The sequence below is a fragment of the Sphingobacteriales bacterium genome (genome assembly GCA_016699615.1).
In the GTDB taxonomy this organism is placed as follows: Bacteria; Bacteroidota; Bacteroidia; order Chitinophagales; family JADIYW01; genus JADJSS01.
Window position 1 is genome coordinate 181,187 of sequence record CP064984.1, and the last position, 25,125, is coordinate 206,311.

The following is a 25,125-nucleotide window of genomic DNA, read 5'->3' on the forward strand; positions in this document are numbered from 1 at the left end:
CAATGCTTATTGCATGGTCTGCGAGTATATCTATAGGCTATCATACTCCAGCTTTGTTTGTTGGCTCATGTATTGCAACAATATTTGCCTTACACTATAATATTCTACACAAACACACCAATATTGTATTGTTTTTATGTTTAGTATCAATAACATCATTTATATATGTTAGATATAATATTATATATAGAGAAAAATCTGTGACAGAAATTAATTACAAACTAAATAATATAATAGATGGCGCAAATGGTATTTATACAAACAGCAATACTTATCAAGTATTAATTGAACTCAAACAACTCAAACAACAATATAATAATTTGGAAATAGTGCCCGATTTTACAGCTTGTAATATTAACCATGCATATCAATCTGCAATAAAAATAAATTGGGCAAACAAAACAGAAACTGCAAACCCAAAAGTTATAGAAATGCTTACGAATAAAATTATGCAAGAAAAAAAACAAATAATATTTGCTATTCCAAAATACCAAACAGCATGGCTAGCTGATGGTTTTGTACCACAAATAGACGAAGGAAAACAATATCCACTTGTTGCATTTATCATGAATAATTTTGAAAAAATTGAAGAAAAAAAATATTTTATTCTCTATCAAAAAAAGGTAAATCAATAACTAAAGTAACATTGATATTTTTGATTTTACTTATAGTTTACTTTAGTTTAATTTTCAAACATCAAAGATTGATTTAAGTTTAACTTTCACATTTTGGTAACCTATAAGTTATACAAAGTACATTCTAATATCAGAATTTGATAATTAAAAAAATTTGACATATGGCTAGATTTGGATGTAAATTTGCGTCATATTATTTAACCAAATAAATCTTTTTAAAAATGGAATTTACACAAAAAATCAAAGAAGCAGTAGATACTTTTGTATCTGAGAGCAAAACAAACTTTAACGAGTTAAAGTACACAGCAGAATCTACATTAAAAAATGTAATCAGCGAAGCTCAAGATGAGTTAGAAGTTCAAAAAAACAACATCAAAACTACATCTGAAAGAGTTCAAGCTAAATTAAAAAGGTCCTTTTACTGTAGAAAAAGTACAAGCTGATGTTCAAGAAGAATTAAACATCTTAGTAGGTGAATTAAAAAACACTTATGGTAGAAATGCTGAAAGAGTAAAAAACTTAGTAAACACAACTGAAACTAAAGTTAAAGCTGCTACTAAAGAAGTTAAAGAAGAAGTAAAAAAAGCTACTAAAGCTGCTAAAGAAAAAGTTCAAGCATAATTTGAATTTTTGACAAAACGTTTTTAAAAAGAGTCGCCCAAATATAGAGGCGACTCTTTTTTTTGTAATAAATTAAAAAAATACAATTGGATTAATTATTTTTGTACATAGCAATTTTTATGAACGAAGAAGTACAACTCATTTTAGAAGAAACAAAATCATCAATGTTTAAAGCGTTGAAATTTTTGGAAGAAGATTTAAGAAAAATAAGAGCAGGAAAAGCAAGTCCAGATATGCTCAATGGAATTACTGTAGAATACTATGGTATGCCTACACCATTAAATCAAGTTGCAGGTATAAAATTACTAAATACTAGAACATTGTTGATACAACCATTTGAAAAAAAATTGATTGGTGATGTGGAAAGAGCTATTTTTCAAAGTAATATTGGTGTAACGCCACAAAATGACGGTGAAAACATTAGATTGCAAATTCCACCAATGACTGAAGAACGTAGACGTGATTTGGTAAAACAATCTAAAAGTGAAGGTGAACAATGCAAAATAGTAATTAGAAATGCAAGAAAGGAAGCCAACGAAACTATTAAAGATTTGCAAAAAGATGGACTTTCTGAAGATTTGGCTAAAGATGCTGAATCGAATGTGCAAAATCTTACAAATGAGCACATTACAAAAGTAGACAAGATGTTACAACTTAAAGAAGAAGAAATTTTAACGATATAAATTGTCGTGTAATTTTATCAAAATATAAAATTTAAAAAAAAGATACGAAATCAGTAAAAAATATGTATCTTTGCAACTCGAAATAAAGAAAATTATGTTTGCGTTAGTAGAAATAGGTGGTCATCAATTTAAAGTAAGTGCTGATCAAGAAATTTTTGTATATAAATTAGCTGGAAATGCTGGTGATAAAGTAACTTTTGATAAAGTACTTTTAGTATCTGGTGACAGTGGAACTACAGTTGGAGCACCAACAGTAGCTGGAAGCACAGTATCTGCAACTATTGTAGAGCAGCTTAAAGATGACAAAGTTTTGGTATTCAAGAAAAAAAGAAGAAAAGGTTATAAAGTTAAAAATGGTTTTAGACAATCATTAACAAAAATAAAAATTGATTCAATAGCTTAAAAAATTATAAACGATGGCACACAAGAAAGGCGTTGGTAGTTCAAAAAACGGTAGAGAGTCTGAAAGCAAAAGACTTGGCGTAAAAATATATGGTGGACAAACTGTAATTCCTGGTAATATCATTATCAGACAAAGAGGTACAAAATTTCATCCAGGTGATGGTGTTGGTATTGGTAAAGACCACACTATTTTTGCTTTGGTTGATGGTGTAGTTTCTTTCAGAAAAGGATTTAAAGATAGAACTTTTGTAAGCGTAGCTTAATAAAGCTTATATCCAATTATATAAAAAGTGCATCTATTGATGCACTTTTTTTTATTTAAACCTTAGAAAACTTATTTATAATTATTCAATAGGTTGAGTTTGCTCTAATTGTTCTGCATTTTCTGCAATAATTGTTTCCTCTACTTTTTCTTCTTCATTTGTGATTTCTGTTTCAGGTTGAGCAGTTTCTGCTAATACTTCTACTGATGGTGCTTCGCTGACAACAGCTTGCTCTTGCGTTACTACAGTTTCTTCTTGTACGTTTTGTTCGTTTGTTTGTTTTGTAGCTTCTTTTGCTTTTTCTTTTTGTTGCTGCTCTTGTCTGTAAGTTTCTTTTGCTAATAGTTTTTCAACTTCAGCAATAGTCTTTTTAATATCTGCAGCTTTATTTTCTTTTTCTTTAATTCTATCTAATATATAATTAAATCTATTTTTTATTTCATCTAGCTGCATTCTGCCTCTGGTGTAGTGTTGCATTTTTTCTACTTGCATATTGTAGTTATCCTTTTCTCTTTCTATAGATTCTACAACACCAGCTAAGATTTGTTTTAGTTTTGTAATTCTTGATTTTGATTTATTGATATTTTCTGTTGCTCTATATTTTTTCAAATCATCATAAATCAGATTTATTTTATCGTATAAGCTACGTTTATTATTCCAACGAATTGGTGCTTCTTTTATCTCATCTTGGATTTTCTTTAAATCATCTAATAATTTTTTCCATTGGTCTGGATAAATTAATTGACTTTGTAATCCACTAATTTGTGCATCAAATGCTTTGGCTAAAACTCTGCTTTGTTCTACATCATGCTCGGAAGTAATTCTTTTTACTGCTTTTAATGCATCGAAAACTAGATTTATTTTTTCTTTTAAGAGTGAAGTTTGCTCCCAAGTAATCTCTCCTTTCTTTTGGTAGTCTGCAATTTTATCCCATTGTTTTTTTGCTTTGTCCCAAATTTGTTGGTCATAGTTTTGGATACTATCAATATTTTGGAGAATAAGTTCTGTTTCCTCAGTTAGTAATTGTAATACTTTTGCACTCATTAGTTTTCTGCTCCATTTGTTTTGAGCTTGTGTAATGAGTTCTGGTCTATCAACTTTTACATTTTCTGGTAAGATATTGTCTTGGTTTGCATCTATAATCCATTGATAGGTAGTTTCTGGAAATACGATATCGCCACCGTTTTTTCATTCTACAAAAATTTTGTCTTGTAGTTCTTTGGTTACCATTTCTTTTGGGAAAGCGTATATATAAACCTTGGTTTCCGCTTCTTTTAGTTCTATTGTAATTAGTGCATTGTTATCTGTGCCTATTTCACCCCACATTACAATTCTTTGTTGCATAATTCTTTGTTTTTATTCTTAAATAAAAACAGTTTGTACACTGTACAAACTGCTGTGCAAATATAATAATTTTTCAGTTACTTACTTAAGTGTTACAATTTTTTGTTTGATTGTCTCAACTATTTGTTGTTGAAGATTTTGTTGTTCCATTTTAGCTTTTTGGTCATTATCATTTTTTACAATATCTTGTTCTCTTTGAATAATTAAAGCTTTTGCAGTTTCTATTTCTTTAACATAGCCAGATTTATCTTTCTTTAAATTGTCTATGTCTTTTCCTAATGTTTTAAGTATTTTTTCTTCTTGCTCTAATTGCTCTTGTACCATACCTAATGCTTGCTCTTGAGAGAATTTTTTAAGTAATGCTTCCATAGCTGTGTATTGTTGTGGATATGCTGCTGATGATATGAATGCACCACCAAGATCTACATAAACATATAGTACTGCGCCATTTGCTGATGGAATTGCTGTTGAATAAATATCTACTGTATTTTGACTTACTACTTTTAAGCTTGCATTGTCGCCAAATACTTCTGGTGATTTTTTGCTAGATGTAACTTTTGCATTGTTTTTCTTTAACCATTTTTCAAAGTTTTCTTTTACTTTGTCTGCTTTTCCGCCTGCAATTGGCACTTCAAATCCAGTTTGCTCACCTTTGCTCATTATTTGTCTTACTTCATTTACAACAAAGTTGTTCTGTGCATTCATGGCAAATGTTGCTAATAATAAAATTGCCAATAATTGTAATTTTTTCATTTTTTAATTTATTTAATAATTCCTATAATGTTGTCATTTATGTAATACAAAATAAATGCCAAATAATATCCTTCTTCACGTACTTTGTTTAATATCTTCATGGCTTCTTCTTTTGTATAATAATTTCCTAATTTATAGATGTATTGATTGTAAGAATTTGATATTTCTAAATTACCTAGAGATTTGAATTTATCCATATTTACATTTGAATTAGTATAACTACCTAATTGAACTTTATAATAATATGGATTTGGTGCTTCTTCTAACGTTTCTAAATTTTCATCATCAATTTTATCTGCAATTTCTTCTTCAGTAGGTATTTCTAAATCTTCGTCAATATCAAATAATTCTATATCTTTTGCTATTGTATTGATTGTTGGTACAGATTTCTCAATAGTCTTTTCTATATTTTCTATTGGTGTATTTTTTGGTTTTTCTATTACTGGTTTATTTTCTACAATATTTGGCTCTACTATTTCATATTTTTTAATGTCTTGTTCGTTTTTATTTTCCTTAGTAGATTTTACAGTTTCTTTTATATTTTCTTTAACTACCAAATTTTCATTATTAGTTTTTAATGTTTTTGCTGGTTTTACTTTTGTTTTATTATCAAAGTATGCAACTTTTAGTGAATCATCTACTAAAACTGGTTTAAGTATTCTATTTTCAGATGTTTTAAATTTAGTTCCAGATAATATGTATTTTTTCATTTTTACACTTCCATGTTCTAATCCATAAGTTGTTATCTCATCTTTTACTTTTACGCTGTTGTTTTCAATTACAATGCTATAGTTGTTGTTTGTCATCAACTTGATATTAAAATAGCCACTGCTATCGTAATCAAAAGTTCTTACTTTATTTGTATTAAGATTTATTATTCTTGCTGTTGGTTTGATTAATTTATTGGTTGAGCCATCAGTAATATTTCCTCTGAATAATATATAATTTGATGTTGAGCTACTCAATACAGAATTTTTTAGACTGTAATTATCATCTGGCAATAATTTCTGTGTGATAGCAATTACATCTCCATTGAGTTTATTGTTTGTATTTATTTTAATTGTTTTGGGTTGATAACCATCTTTTGTAATATTAATTGTATAATCTTTGTTTTTACTAACTAATATTTTACTTGTTCCATCTGTATTTGTTACACCTTCATTTACTTTGGTGTTGCCTTCAAATATTTCGATATATGCATATTCTATCTTCTCATTGTTTATGCTATCTGTAACATCTACAACTACATTTAGATTGAATGGCAAAATTCTATATACATCAAAACCACCATTGCCATTTGGTCTGTCTGAACTTACATAAGCTGTTTGTGTTTCTAAATCTACAACATAACTATTCTCGCTATTTGGTGAATTTATTGGAACATGCATTAATTGTACATCTTGCCAAAGATTACTTGAGAATTCTGCTTGATAAATGTCATATTCTCCAAAACCTCCACTCCTATCAGACGAAAAGAATAGATATTCTTTCTCTTTGTGTTTTGTATAAAATGGATTTTGCTCATTTGCTTTTGAGTTCAATAATTTACCTAAATTTTGAGGTTTTGTCCATTTCCCTTCTTTCAATTCTGATTTATAGATATCATTTCCGCCAGAACCACCTATCATATTCGATACAAAATAGATAGCTGTTCCATCTTCATTGAAGCATGGCTGCATGCAATTGTAGTTTTCTGAATTATAGGCAAATGGTTTTATTCCAACAAAGTTTCCACCTAAAAAATTAGCAATGTATATTTTCTCGGTCTCAGATTGCATGGATTTTGTTTTGCTATCTGTTATTTGTTTAGATTTCATAGAAAAAACAGCTTGATTGCCATCTTTGGTAAATGAAAATCCACTGTATTCTTTATCTTTTTCTATACTATTGATGATTTTTTTTGGTGCTGCCCATTTATCGTACATGCGTTGTGCATGCAAGAATGTTTGCTCAGCAGTTTTTCCTTTTTTGCTATTATTTTCAGAATTTATATATTGTTGATAAACAATATTATTTCTAAGCATTTTGATATTAATTTCGTCTGCAATGGTATTGTATGCATATTTTTCCAACACATAATTTTCTTGAAACGAATTGGCTCTAATTAATTTTTCGCACAAATAGGCATCTTCTAAAACTTTCTTTGCATCGCCTGTTTCTGCTGCATATGCTAAATAGATGTCCATTGCTTTTTGGTAGTCGCCCATTGTTTTGTATGTATTTGCCATGTTTAGCAAATTCACTTTATTTTCTCTTAGTAGTTGAGATTCTTTGTTGTACCAATATATTGCACTCGTATAGTCTTTTTTCTTTGCATATAAGTCTGCAATTTTGAATGCAACATCAGGATTTGGATTTTTCACATCATCGTACAAAGATTTGTAATGTGTAATAAGTTTGTCGTATTCTTTTGCTACCAATAATTTATTAATGTATAATGCATCCCATTTTTTTGCATTGGATGCTATAGATATCAATAATATAAATACAAATAATATACTTTTTTTCGTCATGTCTTTTTTTAATGTGCTTCTAACCAATTATTACCAAAACCACAGCTCACTTCTATTGGTACTTGCAAAGGTAATGCATTTTTCATTTCGTTTAATACCATTTCCTTAAGAATCTGCTTCTCTTCCTTTTTTACGTCAAATAGTAGTTCGTCGTGTACTTGTAGTACTAATTTAGATTGTAAATTTAACACTTTTAGTTGCTTGTGTATGTTAATCATTGCAATTTTTATCATATCTGCTGCTGAACCTTGAATTGGTGCATTGATGGCATTTCTTTCTGCAAAACCTCGGATGGTATAATTTCCTGAATTAATATCTCTGATATATCTTCTACGTTTTAGTAGCGTTTCTACATACTCGTTTTGTTGTGCAAATGCGATTGTATTATCCATGTATTGCTTGATGCCATTATATTGTTTGAAATATTCTTCAATCAATGCGCCTGCTTCTGTTCTAGATATACTCAATCTTTGTGCCAATCCGAATGCTGATATGCCATAGATAATTCCAAAATTAACCATCTTTGCTTTTCTTCTCATTTCGCTGGTAACTTCTTCTAATGCAACATTAAATACTCTTGATGCTGTTGCTGTGTGTATGTCTAAGTTGTCTTGAAATGCTTGTTGCATGTTTTTGTCTCCACTAATTGATGCAACTATTCTCAATTCTATTTGTGAATAATCTGCAGACATTAATTCATAATTTTCGTTTCTTGGAATGAATGCTTGTCTGATTTTTCTTCCACGTTCTGTACGAATTGGTATATTCTGTAAGTTTGGATTGATAGAACTTAGTCTTCCTGTTGCTGCAATGGTTTGGTTGAATGTTGTATGTATTCTGTTGGTTTCTGGATTGATAAGATTTGGAATTGCATCTACATAGGTTGATTTTAGCTTGGTGTACTCACGGTAGTTGAGCAAATATTCTACAATTGGATGCTTGTCTTGTATTTTTGATAAGGTTTCTTCGTCTGTGCTGTATTGTCCTGTTTTGGTTTTTTTGCCTACATAAGGTATTTTCAGATAATCAAATAATACTTCGCCCAATTGTTTTGGTGAGTCTATATTGAATGTTGTATTACTTATTTCAAATATTTTTGTTTGTAGTTCAAGTATCTCAGTTCCAATTTCTTTTGAATATTGATTTAAAAATGACACATCAATATTTACACCTTCGAATTCTGCTTCTGCTAAAACTGGAATTAATTTTGACTCTACATCATAAAATAATTTATTTAATTCTGTGTTATCTATATTATCTTCAAATTTTTGATATAATTGATAAGTAATATCTGCATCTTCTGCTGCGTAATCTTTTACAATCTCTACTGGAACATCACGCATGTTGCCTTGCTTTTTGCCTTTGCTTCCAATTAATTCTGTGATACTTATTGGACTGTAATTCAAATAGTTTTCCGCTAAAACATCCATATTGTGTTTTGCATCTGGCTCCATTAGATAGTGTGCTAACATGGTATCCCACATTATTCCTTTCAATTCTATATTGTATTTTTTTAATACTAATAAATCATATTTTATATTTTGACCTATTTTTATGATTTGACTATCTTCTAATATTGGTTTGAAATATTCTAATATTTTTATTGTGGCATCAAAATCATTAGAAAATGGAATATAATATGCTTGATGTGCTTGAATACTAAAACTAATGCCAACTAATTCTGCCTCAAATGTATTTAATGATGTGGTTTCTGTATCAAAACATATTTTGTTTTGCTTTGCTAATATTTCTGTTAATTGCTTAATTTTTTCTTCTGTATCAATCAGTTCATATTGATGCTCAACACTATGAATATTATTCTGTTGTGGTATTTCGTTTTCTGTATTTATATCATCTTGTTGTGTTGTATCCTGTTGTGCAAATAAATCGTATTGGTTGGTATCATTTTTTGTTGAAGTAGTGTTCGCACTTTTATTAGATATGCTATTCATATCATAATCACTACCTAATATTCTTTTTCCTAATGTTTTAAATTCTAATTCTGCAAAAATGCTTGCTAACTTCTCTTTGTTGATTTCTTTAATTTGAAATAAATTTTCATCAAAATCAATTGGTACATCTATATATACTGTAGCCAAACTTTTTGACATGAATGCTTGTTCTTTTTGCTCTTGCAGTTTATCCTTGAGTTTGCCTTTTACTTGATCTAAGTTCTCGTATATATTTTCTATACTTCCAAACTCTTGTATTAATTTTTTTGCTGTTTTTTCTCCAACGCCTGCCACACCTGGAATATTGTCTACGGCATCGCCCATCAAACCTAAAATATCTATTAGTTGTCTAGGATTTTCGATTTCCCATTTGGCACATATTTCTTGTACACCATATACTTCTGCTGGGTTGCCCATGTATGGTGGACGATGGATAAATATTTTGTCTGTAACCATTTGACCTAAATCTTTGTCCATTGTTACAATATGTGTTTCTATCTGATGCTTTTCTGCTTTTAATGCAATAGTTCCAATAATATCATCAGCTTCGTATCCATCTAATTCTAAAACTGGAATATTGAATGCTTTTATAATTTCTTTGATATATGGTATTGAAAATATAATATCTTCTGGTGTTTCTGCTCTATTTGCTTTATATGCTTCAAACTCTTCGTGGCGCAATGTTGGCGAAATGCTATCAAAAGCACAAGCTATATGTGTTGGTTGATATTTTGTGATGATTTCGTATAATGTATTTACAAATCCTGTGATTGCTGAAACATTTTGTCCTTTGCTATTGAGTAATGGATTTTTTTGAAAAGCAAAATATGCTCTAAAAATCATTGCAAAGGAATCAAATATATATAATTTATTCATATTTTAATCTATTTCTTATTATCTACCTTGCCAAATGATTTCATCTGTATTGGTAGTAAAGTTTATATATCGTGCAAGCACAAAAGATAGTCTGATAATCTATTTAGATAATGAATTAGTATTGGTTGTACTTCTTCTTGTTGTGTAAGTGCAACTACCATTCTTTCTGCTCTACGACAAACTGTGCGTGCAATGTGTGTGTGTGCTGCTATGATATTTCCGCCTGGAAGTATAAAATTTTTTAATTCAGGTAGTTGTGCTTGCCATTGGTCAATTTGTTGTTCCATTTCTGCAATTTGGCTATTGTTTATTTCTGGAAGAATTAAATTCTTTTTGCCATATTCTGCTGCAAGGTGCGTACCTATGTCAAATAATCGTGATTGAATTTTGATTAATTGTGTTTGAATATCACTATGTGTTTTACTTTCATTTAGTAGCGAGACAATAACTCCAATTGTAGAATTAAGTTCATCTACTGTACCATAGCATTCAATTTTTATATCTGCTTTTGATAGTCTTTTTCCACCGTACAGTGCTGTTTCTCCAGTATCTCCTGTTTTAGTATATATTTTCATTTCTACTGGTTGTGTTGTATTTATTTGACTTGATAAATTTATCTCAAATTTATTTCATCACTTTCTATTAATCCATCTCTCAATCTTACAATTCTGTGTGCGTATTTTGCAATGTCTTCTTCGTGTGTAACAATAACTATGGTATTGCCATTTTTTTGAATTTCATCAAACAATGCCATGATTTCGTAAGATGTTTTGGTATCTAAGTTTCCTGTTGGTTCGTCTGCTAAGATTAATGAAGGAAAATTAACTAATGCGCGTGCAACAGCAACTCTTTGTCTTTGTCCGCCAGAAAGTTCGTTTGGTTTGTGCTTTACTCTATCTGCCAAACCAACTTGCTCTAACACTTCTTTTGCACGTTGTTCTCTTTTGTCTTTGCTCCATCCTGCGTATATTAATGGTAATGCTACGTTCTCTAATGTATTTAATCTTGGTATTAGATTGAATGTTTGAAATATAAATCCTATTTGCTTATTTCTAACTTCTGCAAGCTCATTATCTTTCATGCTACTTACATCTATTCCATTGAGTAAATATTTTCCTGCTGTAGGTGTATCCAAACAACCCAAAATATTCATTAGCGTAGATTTTCCTGAGCCAGATGGACCCATTAATGCTACATATTCATTCTTATTTATTTGTAAGTTTACAGTTTTTAAGGCTCGAATTACTTCATCTCCTAATTTAAACTCTCTTCTTATTTGTTGTATATCAATAATAGACATTATTAATAATATGCTTTGTTGTTAATTAATATTTTGTGCCTTTTACAAACTTAGGCACTAAAATATAGTCTTTGTTTTTTAATGGTGCGTTTGCCAATGCTTCTTCTTTAGTAATGTAATATTTTACTTCATCAGTTCTAAATACATTTACATCTTCATTAATAAAAATTAAAGGTTCTACGCCATCTGTGTTTAGTTCATTCAATTTTTCCATAAAGCCTAAAATCTTTGTCAAGTCGCTTTTTATCTCTGTTCTTGATTCTTCAGTATCAAATTTTAGTTTAGAAAGTTTAGCTAGCTTGTCTATCAATTTATCGTCTACCTGCATTGCTCTATTTTTTTATAAAAGTAAGCTATTTTTTTGAATTTGACATGCTTTCTTGGATTTGACTTATTGCTAATGGCACATGTTCCATCACTTTGAAAAAGCCTTTTAAATCTTCTTCATTTAGTTCTGATTTTATTTCTTTTTCTAAATTAAATACTGACTTTAATGCTAGTTTTCTTAAGTTTTTACCATCTTCGGTTAAGCATATATGTACAACTCTTGAATCATCATTACTTTTTTTTCTGAATAATATATTCTTTTGTTCTAATTCTTTCAAAATTCTTGATAAACTATTTGGTTCCATTCCAATGCGTGGTGCAATTTTGGTTACAGGCACACCATCTTCTTCATATAATGCTAACAATACAAATGCCATAGAAATTGTACCACCATATTTTGTAGTCATGTCATTATAAAATTTAGTAATTCCTAACCATGATTTTCTCACATTATAAATTACCATTTTATCAGCTGCTTCTCTGAACAAATCCATATGTGTATTTTTTGTAAAAATAAGTATTGAATTGATAAAATCAATGCATGCATTGAAAAAATAACTTTACAATTAAGAAGTATTGTTTCTTATTAATTGAACTTTTAAAATGCAACTTAGTTGCATTTTAAAATACTTTTTTATATTTTTGCAATCTGAAACATCTGATTCTCATATTAACTAACTTGATATTTTCCTATTCATTTGCATGTAACTTTAGCATTAAAGGTAATATTGTAGATGAACATGATGGAACTGCACTTGCATTTGCAAGTGTGTATATAATTGAAACTAATAGTTTTTACAATAGTAATGAAGATGGTTATATTGAAATTAATGACTTATGCGAGCAAACTTATACATTAGTTGTGGCGCATATAAGCTGTCAGCCTGATACTCAAAAAATATTAGTTAATAAAGACATTAGTATTCAATTGTATTTAGAACATCATACCGAATTGTTGCAAGAAATACAAACAACATCTGATAGAATAAAAGAAGATTTTGGTAATAGTATTAAGCTAAATAGGATTGATTTCTTGAATAACCAAGGAAAAGATATTACTACGATACTTGGCAATATAAATGGAATTAGTATTTTAAAAACTGGTGCTAATATTTCAAAACCAATTGTAAATGGTTTCTTTAATGATAGAGTATCCTTGGTTTATAATGGAATATTGCTCAATACTCAAGACTGGAGTCCAGACCATGCACCAGAACTTGATGCAAATAGTATAACAAAGGCAAATATTATTACTAATAGTAGCTTTGTTGAATATACAACACAAAATACTGGTGCAGTCGTATTACTAGAACAGCAAAATATTTCATTAAGTAAATACAAAAAATTTGGTGTTTTATCTTCATTTCAGACTAATAATCTTGGAACATCAATTTCTACTTTTTGGCAACAATCATTTGAAAAATCATATGGGTTTAGAGTTCAATTTTCATACAAAAAAGCTGCTGACTCAAATACGCCAAAATATAATTTAAGTAATACAGGAAATGAAGAAATAGCTTTTACACTTTTACAAAAAATAAAAATCGGTAAAAATATTGTTGCTGCTATAAATTACAATTATATTCAACAAGAGTTGGGCATTTTGCGTGCTGCACATATTGGAAACATAAATGATTTGAATAATGCCATTGCATCAGATACGCCACTAATTATTTTACCAAGAACTTTTGAAATTTCTAGTCCAAAACAGCACATCAATCACCATCAAGCTGATGCAAAACTAATTTATACACTAAAAAAGAATGCGTTTTTAGAATTTAGAAATAATATTCAACACAATAGAAGAAAGGAATTTGACATAAGAAGAGGTGGTAGATCTAACATTCCTGCATTAGACATGAATTTGCTTACCTATAGTTCGAAAGTAAGTTACAATCATGAAAAGTATGTTGCCAAGAATAATGATTGGTTGTGGATTCACAAATCTGGAATAAATTATCTATATAAAAACAATACTAATAATGCAGAAACTGGTATTGTGCCATTGGTTCCAGACTATATTCAACATAATATTGGCTTATTTTCCACACATGAATTTAATAAACAGAACATCAAAGTTGATGTTGGCGCTAGAATAGAATATAGTTATGCATTGGCATACACTTTTGATAAAAATGCAAATATTATATTTAATAAGTATCGTTTTATACCATATTCTATTTCATCCAATGTTTATATACCTAATAAAATTGTAAATCTTCAAACAGGAATTACTTTAACAACAAAACTACCAAACATGAATGAGTTGCATAGCAATGGTTTACATCATGGTACAGCAAGTATTGAATATGGAAATAGCAAGCTAAAATTGGAAAAAGCATTTCAATGGAATAATATTTTGCAATACAATTATAAAAAATACATACACATCGAACTTTTTTATAGACTACAATACATCAAAGATTACATTTATTTAGCTCCAGATAGTTTGCCAATTTATACCATTCGTGGTGCCTTTCCAGTATTTCATTATATATCAACCAATGCATTAATACAGAATATTGCAATTCAAGCTCAATCTCAGATTTCAACTTTTGCATCCTTGCAAATGAAATATAATATGATAAGAGCAAAAGATTTAACAACTACAGATTATATCATAAATATTCCACCAGATGCTTTGCATGCATCCATCAAGTTTTTTAAAGACTTTAAAAAAGTGACTAATACGTTTGTTGAACTTGAGTCTAAATATGTGTTTAGGCAAAAACGTACACCAACAGAAATGAAAGATTTTAAACCAGCACCAGACAATTATTGGTTACTAAATGCAAATTTAGGTGTTACCTTCAATCTTGGTTCAAACCACAAATTGGTAACTTCATTACAATTTGAAAACATACTCAACAAAACCTATAGAGATTATTTGAATAGACTCAGATATTTTGCAGATGAAGTAGGTTTTAATTCCACTATTAGAATTCAATATTTTTTTAATTGACAATATTAATCATCATGAAGAAAGTATTTTTAGTTTCGAGTATTTTAATGATTATCCTATTTTTTGCACAATGTAAAAAATTACCAAAGCCAGTAAATGAGACAGAACTTATTACAAGAATAGATTTTACCTTCACTGATTCTACTAATCAATCAAAAATATTTTTGTATTGCGTTGATGATGCAATTTACAATAACAGGAAAGATACTATTACTTTATATCCAAATAGGACATACAAATTAGAAATAGAAATCTTTAGTTCTAAGAATACAAATACTATTGATACGATTAGTTACGAAATAGAAGAAGAAGCAACAGAACATCAGCTATTTATTATATCTAAATTAATTAATAACTTTAACTATTTAGATAATGATTCAGATGGAAATCCTTTAGGATTAATTTCTAAAATTACAACAGATAGTACTAAAACGAATACTTTAAGTAATCTAACATTAATACTTAGACATGAACTAAATAAGAATGGAATTGGAGTAAAAGATGGAAATCCAACAAATGCTGGTGGAGGCACAGATATTGACATTTCATTAAAAATAAAACTACAAGAGCAATAATTTAATTTAGTTAAATAAGTATAATTAATTGTTTATCTAATTTTTATGTAATTATAATTAAATTTAAAGTTTAATTATTTCAACAACTAAATTAATCTCAATAAACACACAAATAAACTATTTTCATAAAACAAATATTTCAACTGACTTTGAATAAAATATAAAATTCAATCTAAATATTTGATTTATTCTTAAAATCAATAAACAAAAAAAATTGTACTTTTGTGCTGATGCAAATTTTCGATAATATACTAGACACAATAGGTAATACACCAATTGTAAAACTTAATAAGATTACAGCACATATTCCAGCAACTGTATGTGTAAAATTAGAATATGGAAATCCTGGAAATTCTATCAAAGATAGAATGGCAGTAAAAATGGTGGATGATGCTGAAATTGATGGAAGACTAAAACCAGGTGGCACAATTATAGAATGTACTTCTGGAAATACAGGAATGGGACTTGCCATTGTTGCAGCAGTACGTGGCTACAAATGTATTTTCACATCAAACGACAAACAATCTAAAGAAAAATTTGATATGTTAAGAGCACTTGGTGCAGAAGTTATAGTATGTCCAACAAATGTTGATGCAGATGATGAGCGTTCTTACTATTCTGTTGCAAGAAAACTAGCAAATGAAACTCCAAACTCAGTTTGGCTCAATCAATATGATAACTTATCAAATAGACAAGCACATTATGAAAGCACAGGACCAGAAATTTGGCGACAAACTGATGGGAAAATCACACATTTTGTTGTAGGTATTGGAACTGGTGGCACAGTTACAGGCGTTTCAAAATACTTGAAAGAACAAAATCCAGCAATAAAAACTTGGGGCATTGATACATACGGTTCAATCTTAAAACAATACCACGAAACAGGCACATTTGACCCAAAAGAAATACACAGTTATATTACAGAAGGTATTGGTGAAGATATTATTCCAAAAAACTACGATTTTTCTTTAATAGACTATATAGAAAAAGTAACTGACAAAGAAGCTGCCTTAATGCAAAGAAGATTAGCAAAAGAAGAAGGCTTATTTCTAGGAAATTCTGCTGGTTCAGCTGTACAAGGATTACTACAACTACACGAAAAATTTCCATTAACAAAAGATGACTTAGTAATCATTGTAACGCATGACCATGGCTCAAGATATGTCGGAAAATTCTTCAATGATGAATGGATGAAATCAAAAGGCTTTTTAGACTAGTATTATAATTCAAAAGAAGTCATTATATTAGTGTAATGAATTTCTTGTATAGTAAATCACTAAAATTAGGTATATGCATAATTTTAGCAATAAATGTATCTTGTTACAAACAAAAACAATATGAAGATTTACCAGCCAATGGCGAAATTTCAGTATTAACATATAATGTTGCAGGACTTCCAGAAGGCATCAATAGCGATCAATTCCCAATCAAACATACACCATTAATCAGTCCACTACTTAATGCCTATGATGTAGTTAATGTACAAGAAGACTTTGCATACCATGATATTTTATACAAAGATATTACCGCACCATACAAAACTAAATACGAAGCAAAGAAAGTATTTGGTGATGGATTAAATACTATATCAAAGATACCATTTATAGATTTTAGAAGAATAGCATGGTACTCTTGTGCAAATACAGACTGCCTTACACCTAAAGGTTTTTCTTATTGTAGACTAAGAATTAATGCAGATACCTATATCGACTTATATAATGTACATTGCAATGCTGGTTCTGATGGCAACAGTTTAATTGCAAGAAGAAGTAATATAATGCAATTATCAAATTTCATAAAAGCAAATTCAGCAAATAATGCCATTATATTAATGGGTGATTTTAATTGCAGATATACTAGAACTGGAGATATTATAAGGAAAATTGACAGTTTAGGTCTTACAAATTCATGGATAGAACTAATAAGAAACAATGTTTACCCAAATTTTGATGATAATTCACTTATGAACTGTGATGCACCAACACATCCAGAATGCGAAGTTGTAGACAAAATATTTTATAGAAGTAGTGATAAAATAAAACTTACTGCCACCAAATTTCAATTAGATTCAACATTATTCTATGATGCAGAAGGTACGCCATTATCAGATCATTTTCCAATGTTTACTACATTAAAATACAATGTGTTAAGATAGATTTTTAAAAAATTTACTATCAAAAATAAAATATATAATTACAAAATAATTATATTAAATACTTGTTAAAAAAACAATAACCATTACAAGAAATTAAAAAAATATCACTATTTTTGGTTACTTAAAAATAATAGTATGGATTCTAATTTAAGCAGAAGAAAATTTGTAGGTTTATCTACAATGGCATCAATAGCAGCTTTAGGTGGTACAACATTTTCACTTTCAGGCTGTAAAAAGGATGACACAGTCGAAGACAAAGAAATAGAAGCTATAGTTGTAGGTTCTGGGTTTGGTGGCTCAGTTGCGGCACTTCGCTTAGCTGAAAAAGGCATTAAAACATTAATGTTTGAAATGGGCAAACAATACCAAGTATCAAGTAATAAAAATGTTTTTTCTAATACTTTACAACCAGATGGAAGAGCATGCTGGTTGAAATCAAAAACGATAGCACCAGTTGTTGCCATACAGTTTAAAATAGATAAATATGTAGGTGTACTTGATAGAGTAGAATTCGACTCAAGTTATATGAGAATTTTTAGAGGCACATGTTTAGGTGGTGGCTCAGTTGTATATGGTGCTATGTTGCCATATGCAAGACCAGAATTTTGGGATGAATATTTTCCATATGTATCATATAATGATATGGTGAGCAAATGGTATCCAAAAGTAAAAAATGTTCTAAATTTTAGTGAAGTTCCAGATGATTTATTAAACTCAGATGTATATCAATATGCAAGAGTGGGCTTAGACCATTGTGAAAAAGCAGGCATGCAAAAAGTAATGTTGAATGCTGGAGTAGATTTTGATGTAATCAGAGGTGAGGTAAATGGTTCTGTAAAGAAAGCATCTATTCAAGGTGATTTATTATATGGTGCAAACAATGGTTATAAAAATAGCTTAGATAGAAATTACCTTCCAGCAGCTGTTGCAACAGGAAACTTAACAATAAAAACCTTAAGTAGAGTTGACCATGTAAGACAACTTCCTGATGAAAGATACGAAGTAAATGTAGAAACTATAAATGAAATAGGTGAAGTAGTAGAAACTAAGACATACATTACAAAACATTTATTTATTAATGCAGGCGTTGTAGGTACGATGCAAATATTACTTAAGTCAAAACATTTAGGTGGCTTACAATATTTGAATGATGAAGTTGGTAAAAATTGGGGAAATAATGGAAACATTATGGCAATGCGTACTGCATTAAAAGAGAAAACAGGTGCAACACAATGTGCAGTTCCTGTTACTGCTTATGGTTTCTTAGACAATCCACATGCGCCAATGCTAGCAGAACAAGCACCATTTCCAATTGGTATGGAGTTAAATCAATTACTAACATTAGCCATTACAAAAAATCCAGAAAGAGGATATTTTGAATACAATCCAAGTAAAGATAGAGCAGAATTACATTTTGACCACTCACAAATGGAAATATCAAGAAGAGCAATGCAAGAATTTATAGATAGATTAAACGCTGCAAATGGTGGTGTTTTGGATAAGACTTGGTATTTTGACGGAAAAGGATTTGGCGATAATTTCACTTATCATCCATTGGGTGGCGCAGTATTAGGCAAAGCTAGCGATACTTATGGTAGATTGAAAAATTATAAAAATCTATATTGTTTAGATGGTTCTATGATTCCAGGATTTACATCATGTGCCAATCCAGCATTAACTATCGCAGCATTAGCAGAAAGAAATATGGAGACAATATTAGCCGAAGATTTTGCTTAACTTACACATTAAAAATAAAATTTGAAGAGAAGAAAATTTATTGGCTTATCTGCATTAGCAACAGCATCATTTTATGGCTCTACTATTATTAGTACTGTTTCTTGCAAGAAAGATAAACAAAAAACGGATACGAACTACCAAGCAATTGTAGTAGGTTCTGGTTTTGGTGGTTCTATAGTTGCATTACGTTTAGCTGAAAAAGGCATCAATACCTTACTTATTGAAATGGGTAAATTCTATGATGTAACTCAACAAAAAAACACATTCTCATCAAACTTACCACCAGACAAAAGATCTACGTGGTTAAATAATAAATCAGAATTACCATTTGGTCCAAACTTGGGTTGGAAAGATAAATACACAGGTGTGTTAGATAAGGTAGAGTTTCCGAATATGAATATTTATCGAAATATTTGTTTAGGTGGAGGTTCTATTTCTAATGGTGGTGTACTATTTGCACCTACTGAGCAACATTTTTCGCAATACATTTCAAATGAAATAAATTATAGCCAATTAGCAAATACTTATTTTCCAAGAGTAAAGCAGATGCTACAAGCAACACCAATGCCAGCAGATTTATTTAATTCTGAGCATTATAAATTTGCACAAGTAGCTAAAGAACATGCATTAAATGCAGGTTACAATGTATTGCATGCAGATTCATTTTATAATTTTGATATTTGGCGTAAAGAAACTCAAGGCGAAATAGAAAAATCTGCGCTAAATGGTGAACTATTGTATGGAAACAACAATGGCATAAAAAACTCATTAGATAGAAACTATTTAGCTGAAGCATTAGGTACTGGAAAGCTAACTATCAAGACTTTATCAAAAGTTACAGATGTATCATTTTCTACAACAACTGAAAAATATCAAGTTGAAGTAGAAACAATATCTGATACTGGTGTACTTTTAGATAAGCAAGCTTTTAATAGTGAATACCTTTTTGTGTGTGCTGGTAGTGTAGGTACTTCTGAAATTTTAGTAAAAGCAAGAGAAAAAGGTAATTTACCAGAACTAAACTTAGAAGTTGGAAAAGGATTTGGTAGTAATGGAAATGCTTTTGCAATTAGAAACAACATCAATAAACCAACTGGCAATATACATACAAGTCCACCAACACTTTCTATTTTAGATTATGATAATCCAATAGCACCATTGACTGCTATGCAAGATATTTTTCCAATTGGAATAGATTTACGCATATTATTGATGGTTGGTCAACCTTATAATGAATATAGAGGCAAATTTAATTTTGATACCAGCAACAATAATTTTAGTTTGGATTGGGCAGCAAATGGCATGGACCAACCGAAAGCTGCCATGCGTTATTTTATAGATAGATTGAATAGTGCAAATGGAAGTGGCTTAGATACATTATTTATCAAATCTGGCGTATCAGACAATTTTACCTATCATGCATTAGGTGGTTGTGTATTAGGCAAATCTTCTGATATGTTTGGTAGACTAAATGGTTATAAAAAACTATATGCTATTTGTGGTAGTATGCTGCCTGGAAATTCTGGTTTAGTAAATCCTACCTTAACAATTGCTGCGCTTGCAGAAAGAAACATTGAACAAATATTAAAAGAAGACTTTTCATAAGTTTTAATAAAAAAGCGCCCTGAAAAATCAGAGCGCTTCGATAAGTTTTTATTAGACTATTCTTATTAATATTCTAAAACTCTTGGAAGTTCTTTTGCTTCTGCAACCCATTTTTCTACTTCAGCTAAAGATGGTGTTCTTCTTGTTAAGTTTTTTTCTTTGTTTACTTCTTCCATTTTTGCAGTTAAGTTGTCTGCTCTTCTTTGTGCTAATTCAGGAACTGTGTCTACTCCAGCAGCTTCTAACAATTCTGAGAACTCCTGTCCTACTCCAGTAATTCTGAATAAATCTGCCATGTTTGCAAATTTAAGAATTTGTTTTTCTGATACACCTGATGCTTCTGCTAATGCTTCTCTTTGTTTTTTTGTTTTACAAGCATCTAATAATTTGTCTGTAGAACTTACGCCAGCTGCTCTTAATTTTTCGCCTAATGCTGGTCCGATGCCTTCTATTTCTTCAATTTTGTAGTTTGCCATAACGTTTTTTTATTTTATTATTTAAAAATATACAATTATTCTGTAAGTATTTCTTAATTAATCTAAAGTTTTGATTTTTTCAAACATATTCATTCTTGCATAGATTTCTTTTAAGGCACTTTTTATTTGCACTAAATTTTTATCCATACTGTATGCTTTTTCAAAATATGGCATTGCTTTATTAAACAATGCGTTTCTTTTTGCTTGAATTAATTCATATTTCAAATTCTCATTTACTTTAGATACTTTTTCTTTTAATGCATTTTTATCATTTGCATAATTATTAAAACTATTAATTAATGCTGATAAGTTTTGTTCTTTCAATGCTGCTTTTATTTCATCTAAAGTAACAATGTCTGTTGCAACAAATTCTGCAATCGTACTGTCTAATCTTGCTGGCGTATCATCATTAATTACTTTATTAATTTCTACTGCTTTATTAAAATACATGGCGCCTGCATTAAACATAGCATCAGTATATTTTGGATTATTTTCTATTGCTTTGTCGTAGTATTTTATAGCCTCATGATATCTTTGTAATTGCTCATTCAACACTGCCATATTAAATAATAAAGTTGGATTATTTGGGTCAGTTTTCAATGCATTATTTATCTCTGCAACTGCTTCGTCTGTTTTGTTGTTTTGTATATAGTAATTTAGTTTAGATACTTGTAGTGATTTGCTATCTGGAAACATTTTTAAACCTTCATCTAATGTACTTAAGAACTTAGGATTGTTATCTTGTTGATATAAATCTACTAATGTTTCGTATACAACTTTGTTTTTGTATTTTAATGCAACCAATCTCTCTAATAAATGAATAGACTCTTTTTTTAATCCACCATTGTGTGCTGCCAATGATGTTGCATAGATTGCACTAGTATCTATTGTTTTAGTTAAATTGTTTTTAGTAAGGAAATCATTAAGCACAACTGCTTCATTAAATTTAAGATATGCTTCTGCCCATTTTTCGCTTTCAAATCTTGACAAACCTTCTGTGAAAAAGTAAGAACCAATTTGCTCTTAAGATGGTGCTACTGCATTTTTCTTTTTTGGATTTGTTTCTAATTCATACGCTTTTAGGTAAGTTGCTTTTGCATCTTCTAAAGCTGTTGGCGTTTGTGTAAAAAATATCTTTCCTTCATAAATTGATTTATAGATATCTCCTTTTAGTTGCCATGCTTTTACTGTTTGTTGCGTTTCTGCATCAGTCAAAGCTTCATCTATATTTTTTTTTGCTTCTTGAATTTTGCCTTCTGTTAATGCAAATTGAGCGCTATTTACCTTTCCTTTCTGTGCAAATGTGCTTACAGAAACTAGTAATAACATTAATAAAATTAAATTGATTTTCTTCATATTATTCTTTATTATCGTTTATTTCAGAATTAGATTCATTATTTTCTACAGAATTATTGTCAATTTCTGTGCCATTTTCATTTTCCTCTTCTTCCTCATGTTGTATTTTTGTTACAGCAGCAATAGCATCACCATCTTTTAATTTTATTAAGCTCACACCTTGTGTATTTCTACCCATTGTTCTTACATTGCTCAAGCCAATTCTGATGGTTAATCCAGATTTATTGATGATCATTAAATCATTTTCATCTGTTACTGCATTTATAGCAATTAACTCTCCTGTTTTGTCTGTAATATTTAATGTAGTAACACCTTTTCCGCCTCTTGATGTAATTCTATAGTCTTCTAACAATGAACGTTTGCCGTAGCCATTTTCAGACACTACCATTATATCTTCTGGACTTTCTGCTGTTGTATCTACGCAAACCATACCTATTAGTTCATCTGCTTCGCCACGTAAGGTAATACCACGCACACCTGAGCCAGTTCTTCCTATTGCTCTTGCTTCGCTTTCATCGAAACGCACTGCACGACCAGATTTTGAACCTAAAATAATTTGGCATTTGCCATTTGTAATTGCTGCGGTTACCAACTCGTCTCCTTCTCTTACTGTAATTGCATTTACACCATTTTGTCTTGGTCTTGAGTATTCTCTTAATGATGTTTTCTTTACAGTACCTTTTTTAGTTGCCATAATAATAAAATGTGAATCTAAAACTTCATCACTTTTTAAATCTGCAACATTAATGAATGCTTTTACGTTGTCATCTTGAGTAATATTGATAATATTTTGTATTGGTCTACCTTTTGATGTTTTATTGCCTTCAGGAATTTCATATACTTTTAGCCAATAGCATTTGCCTTGCTCTGTAAATAGCAACAGATAATTGTGCGTAGATGCTACGAAAATATGTTCTATAAAGTCTTCATCACGTGTTTTGCCACCAACTGATCCTTTTCCACCTCTGTTTTGTCTTTTATATTCATCTAAAGATGTACGTTTTACATAACCTAAGTGCGAAATAGTAACTACCATTTCTTCTTCTGCTATCATATCTTCGTAAGAAATATCATCGCCATAAGTAACTATTTCCGAACGTCTTTCATCACCGTATTTCTTTTTTACTTCAGCAAGTTCTTCTCTTATTATTTCAAATCTCAGTTCTATTTTAGCTAAAATATTTTTCAATTTAGCTATCAATTCCATAATTTGTCTATACTCTTCTTTAATTTTTTCGATTTCCATTCCTGTTAATCTTTGCAATTGCAAAGCAAGAATTGCTTTTGCCTGAATTTCAGATAATTGAAAACGATTCATTAAGTTATCTTTCGCTTCTTCAGGATTTTTAGAATCTCTAATTAATTGAATAACTTCATCAGTAATAGATTTATTTTCTAAAACAATCATGAAGCCTTCTAATATATGTGCTCTTTTTTCTGCTTGTTCTAACTCAAATTGAGTTCTTCTTGTAACTACTTCTAATCTAAAATCTACGAAATGCTTAATCATATCCTTTAGATTCAGCATTTGTGGTCTACCATTTACAAGTGCTATATTGTTTGTACTAAAACTTGTTTGTAGTGGTGTATAGATGTATAAATTATTTAATACAACATTGGGAATTGCATCTCTTTTTAAATCGAATACAATACGCAAACCATCTTTGTCTGATTCGTCTCTAATTTCTGCAATACCATCAATTTTCTTTTCATTTACCAACTCAGCAGCTCTAGTTGTAATCATTTTTGGCTGAACTTGATATGGTATTTCAGTAATAATAATTTGAGTTCTGCTATCTTTGTTTTCTTCAATGGTAGCTTTTCCACGTACTCTTATCTTTCCTCTTCCTGTTCTAAATGCTTCTTTTACACCTTCGTAGCCATAAATAGTACCACCTGTTGGAAAGTCTGGTGCTTTGATGTATTGCATTAACTCGTCAATGGTAATATCATTATTGTCTATGTATGCAATTGTTCCATCAATAACTTCTGCTAAATTGTGTGGCAACATATTGGTAGCCATACCTACTGCAATACCTGATGCACCGTTTACTAAAAGTTGTGGTATTCTTGTTGGTAAAACTGTTGGCTCTTGTAATGAATCGTCGAAGTTGTTTTGGAAATCTACTGTATTTTTATCAATATCTTCGAGCATATCCTCAGCAATTTTCTTAAATCTTGCTTCGGTATAACGCATTGCTGCTGGTGGATCACCATCTATAGAACCAAAGTTACCTTGACCATCTACCATTGGATAACGTAAACTCCAAGGTTGTGCCATACGTACCATGGTATCGTACACTGAACTGTCGCCGTGCGGATGGTATTTACCTAAAACCTCTCCTACTATACGTGCTGATTTTTTGTATGGTTTATTGGATGCTAAACCAAGGTCTAACATTCCATATAAAACTCTTCTGTGTACTGGTTTTAAGCCGTCTCTAACATCTGGTAGAGCACGAGAAACGATAACAGACATAGAGTAATCTATGTAAGCTGTTTTCATTTGGTCTTCTATGTTAATTGGGATAACTCTGGGCAAATTTTCGTCTAATTCTTCTGACATAATTTATACTGTTATTTAAACGAC

At 30.1% G+C, this 25,125-nt stretch carries 23 protein-coding genes and 1 pseudogene; 11 read left to right on the forward strand and 13 right to left on the reverse strand.

The window, feature by feature from the left end:
• The first annotated feature begins 2 nt into the window (after positions 1 to 2).
• The 5 genes from IPK18_00970 (at position 3) to rpmA (ending at position 2,604) form a co-directional block, all read left to right on the forward strand.
• Entirely contained in the window at positions 3 to 635 is a 633-nt protein-coding gene (locus IPK18_00970) for a hypothetical protein (GenBank protein QQR98142.1), read from the forward strand.
• Between the two features lie 221 nt (positions 636 to 856).
• A complete protein-coding gene (locus IPK18_00975) occupies positions 857 to 1,078 on the forward strand; it encodes a hypothetical protein (GenBank protein QQR98143.1) in 222 nt (73 codons plus the stop codon).
• A gap of 297 nt (positions 1,079 to 1,375) precedes the next feature.
• A complete protein-coding gene (gene frr, locus IPK18_00980) occupies positions 1,376 to 1,939 on the forward strand; it encodes a ribosome recycling factor (protein QQR98144.1) in 564 nt (187 codons plus the stop codon).
• A 94-nt stretch (positions 1,940 to 2,033) separates the two neighbouring features.
• A complete protein-coding gene (rplU, locus tag IPK18_00985; protein QQR98145.1) occupies positions 2,034 to 2,342 on the forward strand; it encodes a 50S ribosomal protein L21 in 309 nt (102 codons plus the stop codon).
• A 13-nt stretch (positions 2,343 to 2,355) separates the two neighbouring features.
• Positions 2,356 to 2,604, forward strand: coding sequence for a 50S ribosomal protein L27 (gene rpmA / locus IPK18_00990; GenBank protein QQR98146.1), 249 nt, complete (start codon positions 2,356 to 2,358; stop codon positions 2,602 to 2,604).
• An 81-nt stretch (positions 2,605 to 2,685) separates the two neighbouring features.
• Here rpmA and IPK18_00995 read toward each other — a convergent pair whose 3' ends face one another.
• From IPK18_00995 to IPK18_01035, 9 genes and pseudogenes are all read right to left on the reverse strand, one after another.
• Complete coding sequence (locus IPK18_00995; GenBank protein QQR98147.1) at positions 2,686 to 3,648, reverse strand: hypothetical protein; 963 nt, start codon at positions 3,646 to 3,648, stop codon at positions 2,686 to 2,688.
• A 144-nt stretch (positions 3,649 to 3,792) separates the two neighbouring features.
• Complete coding sequence (locus IPK18_01000) at positions 3,793 to 3,948, reverse strand: hypothetical protein (GenBank protein QQR98148.1); 156 nt, start codon at positions 3,946 to 3,948, stop codon at positions 3,793 to 3,795.
• Between the two features lie 81 nt (positions 3,949 to 4,029).
• A complete protein-coding gene (locus tag IPK18_01005; GenBank protein QQR98149.1) occupies positions 4,030 to 4,701 on the reverse strand; it encodes a hypothetical protein in 672 nt (223 codons plus the stop codon).
• Between the two features lie 8 nt (positions 4,702 to 4,709).
• Entirely contained in the window at positions 4,710 to 7,178 is a 2,469-nt protein-coding gene (locus IPK18_01010) for a hypothetical protein (GenBank protein ID QQR98150.1), read from the reverse strand.
• 44 nt (positions 7,179 to 7,222) lie between these two features.
• Positions 7,223 to 10,042, reverse strand: a complete 2,820-nt coding sequence (polA, locus tag IPK18_01015; protein ID QQR98151.1) for a DNA polymerase I — start codon at positions 10,040 to 10,042, stop codon at positions 7,223 to 7,225.
• An 18-nt stretch (positions 10,043 to 10,060) separates the two neighbouring features.
• Positions 10,061 to 10,617: pseudogene (locus IPK18_01020) on the reverse strand (cob(I)yrinic acid a,c-diamide adenosyltransferase).
• Positions 10,618 to 10,655: 38 nt separating this feature from the next.
• Positions 10,656 to 11,336 carry an ABC transporter ATP-binding protein gene (locus IPK18_01025; GenBank protein QQR99273.1) on the reverse strand — a complete coding sequence of 227 codons (681 nt, stop codon included), beginning with the start codon at positions 11,334 to 11,336 and terminating at the stop codon, positions 10,656 to 10,658.
• Between the two features lie 31 nt (positions 11,337 to 11,367).
• Complete coding sequence (gatC, locus tag IPK18_01030; GenBank protein ID QQR98152.1) at positions 11,368 to 11,670, reverse strand: Asp-tRNA(Asn)/Glu-tRNA(Gln) amidotransferase subunit GatC; 303 nt, start codon at positions 11,668 to 11,670, stop codon at positions 11,368 to 11,370.
• Between the two features lie 25 nt (positions 11,671 to 11,695).
• Complete coding sequence (locus IPK18_01035; protein ID QQR98153.1) at positions 11,696 to 12,163, reverse strand: MarR family transcriptional regulator; 468 nt, start codon at positions 12,161 to 12,163, stop codon at positions 11,696 to 11,698.
• 185 nt (positions 12,164 to 12,348) lie between these two features.
• On the opposite strand from IPK18_01035, the gene IPK18_01040 reads away from it, so the two are divergent.
• The 6 genes from IPK18_01040 (at position 12,349) to IPK18_01065 (ending at position 20,703) form a co-directional block, all read left to right on the forward strand.
• Positions 12,349 to 14,631 (forward strand): TonB-dependent receptor, encoded by a 2,283-nt coding sequence (locus IPK18_01040; protein ID QQR98154.1) that lies wholly within the window; start codon positions 12,349 to 12,351, stop codon positions 14,629 to 14,631.
• 14 nt (positions 14,632 to 14,645) lie between these two features.
• Positions 14,646 to 15,206 (forward strand): hypothetical protein, encoded by a 561-nt coding sequence (locus IPK18_01045; protein QQR98155.1) that lies wholly within the window; start codon positions 14,646 to 14,648, stop codon positions 15,204 to 15,206.
• Positions 15,207 to 15,436: 230 nt separating this feature from the next.
• Positions 15,437 to 16,423: a pyridoxal-phosphate dependent enzyme gene (locus tag IPK18_01050; protein QQR98156.1), complete on the forward strand. Its 987-nt coding sequence runs from the start codon at positions 15,437 to 15,439 to the stop codon at positions 16,421 to 16,423.
• Between the two features lie 44 nt (positions 16,424 to 16,467).
• Positions 16,468 to 17,361, forward strand: coding sequence for a hypothetical protein (locus IPK18_01055; protein ID QQR98157.1), 894 nt, complete (start codon positions 16,468 to 16,470; stop codon positions 17,359 to 17,361).
• Between the two features lie 135 nt (positions 17,362 to 17,496).
• Positions 17,497 to 19,098, forward strand: coding sequence for a GMC family oxidoreductase N-terminal domain-containing protein (locus tag IPK18_01060; GenBank protein ID QQR98158.1), 1,602 nt, complete (start codon positions 17,497 to 17,499; stop codon positions 19,096 to 19,098).
• Positions 19,099 to 19,119: 21 nt separating this feature from the next.
• Positions 19,120 to 20,703, forward strand: coding sequence for a GMC family oxidoreductase (locus IPK18_01065; protein ID QQR98159.1), 1,584 nt, complete (start codon positions 19,120 to 19,122; stop codon positions 20,701 to 20,703).
• Between the two features lie 65 nt (positions 20,704 to 20,768).
• On the opposite strand, the gene IPK18_01070 is transcribed toward IPK18_01065, so the two are convergent.
• From IPK18_01070 to gyrA, 4 genes are read right to left on the reverse strand one after another with little or no spacing between them, the layout of a single operon-like run.
• Positions 20,769 to 21,179 carry a DUF4332 domain-containing protein gene (locus IPK18_01070; GenBank protein ID QQR98160.1) on the reverse strand — a complete coding sequence of 137 codons (411 nt, stop codon included), beginning with the start codon at positions 21,177 to 21,179 and terminating at the stop codon, positions 20,769 to 20,771.
• Between the two features lie 57 nt (positions 21,180 to 21,236).
• Positions 21,237 to 22,169 carry a tetratricopeptide repeat protein gene (locus IPK18_01075; protein ID QQR98161.1) on the reverse strand — a complete coding sequence of 311 codons (933 nt, stop codon included), beginning with the start codon at positions 22,167 to 22,169 and terminating at the stop codon, positions 21,237 to 21,239.
• 33 nt (positions 22,170 to 22,202) lie between these two features.
• Positions 22,203 to 22,535: a hypothetical protein gene (locus IPK18_01080; GenBank protein QQR98162.1), complete on the reverse strand. Its 333-nt coding sequence runs from the start codon at positions 22,533 to 22,535 to the stop codon at positions 22,203 to 22,205.
• A gap of 1 nt (position 22,536) precedes the next feature.
• Positions 22,537 to 25,101, reverse strand: coding sequence for a DNA gyrase subunit A (gene gyrA, locus IPK18_01085; GenBank protein QQR98163.1), 2,565 nt, complete (start codon positions 25,099 to 25,101; stop codon positions 22,537 to 22,539).
• Between the last annotated feature and the right edge of the window lie 24 nt (positions 25,102 to 25,125).

Bases quoted from the DNA above. Each gene is read 5' to 3' on its own strand.
- IPK18_01060 (QQR98158.1), top strand. From the start codon at position 17,497: ATGGATTCTAATTTAAGCAGAAGAAAATTTGTAGGTTTATCTACAATG.
- polA (QQR98151.1), bottom strand. From the start codon at position 10,042: ATGAATAAATTATATATATTTGATTCCTTTGCAATGATTTTTAGAGCA.
- IPK18_00970 (QQR98142.1), top strand. From the start codon at position 3: ATGCTTATTGCATGGTCTGCGAGTATATCTATAGGCTATCATACTCCA.
- rplU (QQR98145.1), top strand. From the start codon at position 2,034: ATGTTTGCGTTAGTAGAAATAGGTGGTCATCAATTTAAAGTAAGTGCT.
- IPK18_01080 (QQR98162.1), bottom strand. From the start codon at position 22,535: ATGAAGAAAATCAATTTAATTTTATTAATGTTATTACTAGTTTCTGTA.
- rpmA (QQR98146.1), top strand. From the start codon at position 2,356: ATGGCACACAAGAAAGGCGTTGGTAGTTCAAAAAACGGTAGAGAGTCT.
- gyrA (QQR98163.1), bottom strand. From the start codon at position 25,101: ATGTCAGAAGAATTAGACGAAAATTTGCCCAGAGTTATCCCAATTAAC.
- IPK18_01050 (QQR98156.1), top strand. From the start codon at position 15,437: ATGCAAATTTTCGATAATATACTAGACACAATAGGTAATACACCAATT.
- frr (QQR98144.1), top strand. From the start codon at position 1,376: ATGAACGAAGAAGTACAACTCATTTTAGAAGAAACAAAATCATCAATG.
- IPK18_00995 (QQR98147.1), bottom strand. From the start codon at position 3,648: ATGAGTGCAAAAGTATTACAATTACTAACTGAGGAAACAGAACTTATT.
- IPK18_01005 (QQR98149.1), bottom strand. From the start codon at position 4,701: ATGAAAAAATTACAATTATTGGCAATTTTATTATTAGCAACATTTGCC.
- IPK18_01035 (QQR98153.1), bottom strand. From the start codon at position 12,163: ATGGATTTGTTCAGAGAAGCAGCTGATAAAATGGTAATTTATAATGTG.
- IPK18_01070 (QQR98160.1), bottom strand. From the start codon at position 21,179: ATGGCAAACTACAAAATTGAAGAAATAGAAGGCATCGGACCAGCATTA.
- IPK18_01000 (QQR98148.1), bottom strand. From the start codon at position 3,948: ATGCAACAAAGAATTGTAATGTGGGGTGAAATAGGCACAGATAACAAT.
- IPK18_00975 (QQR98143.1), top strand. From the start codon at position 857: ATGGAATTTACACAAAAAATCAAAGAAGCAGTAGATACTTTTGTATCT.
- gatC (QQR98152.1), bottom strand. From the start codon at position 11,670: ATGCAGGTAGACGATAAATTGATAGACAAGCTAGCTAAACTTTCTAAA.
- IPK18_01045 (QQR98155.1), top strand. From the start codon at position 14,646: ATGAAGAAAGTATTTTTAGTTTCGAGTATTTTAATGATTATCCTATTT.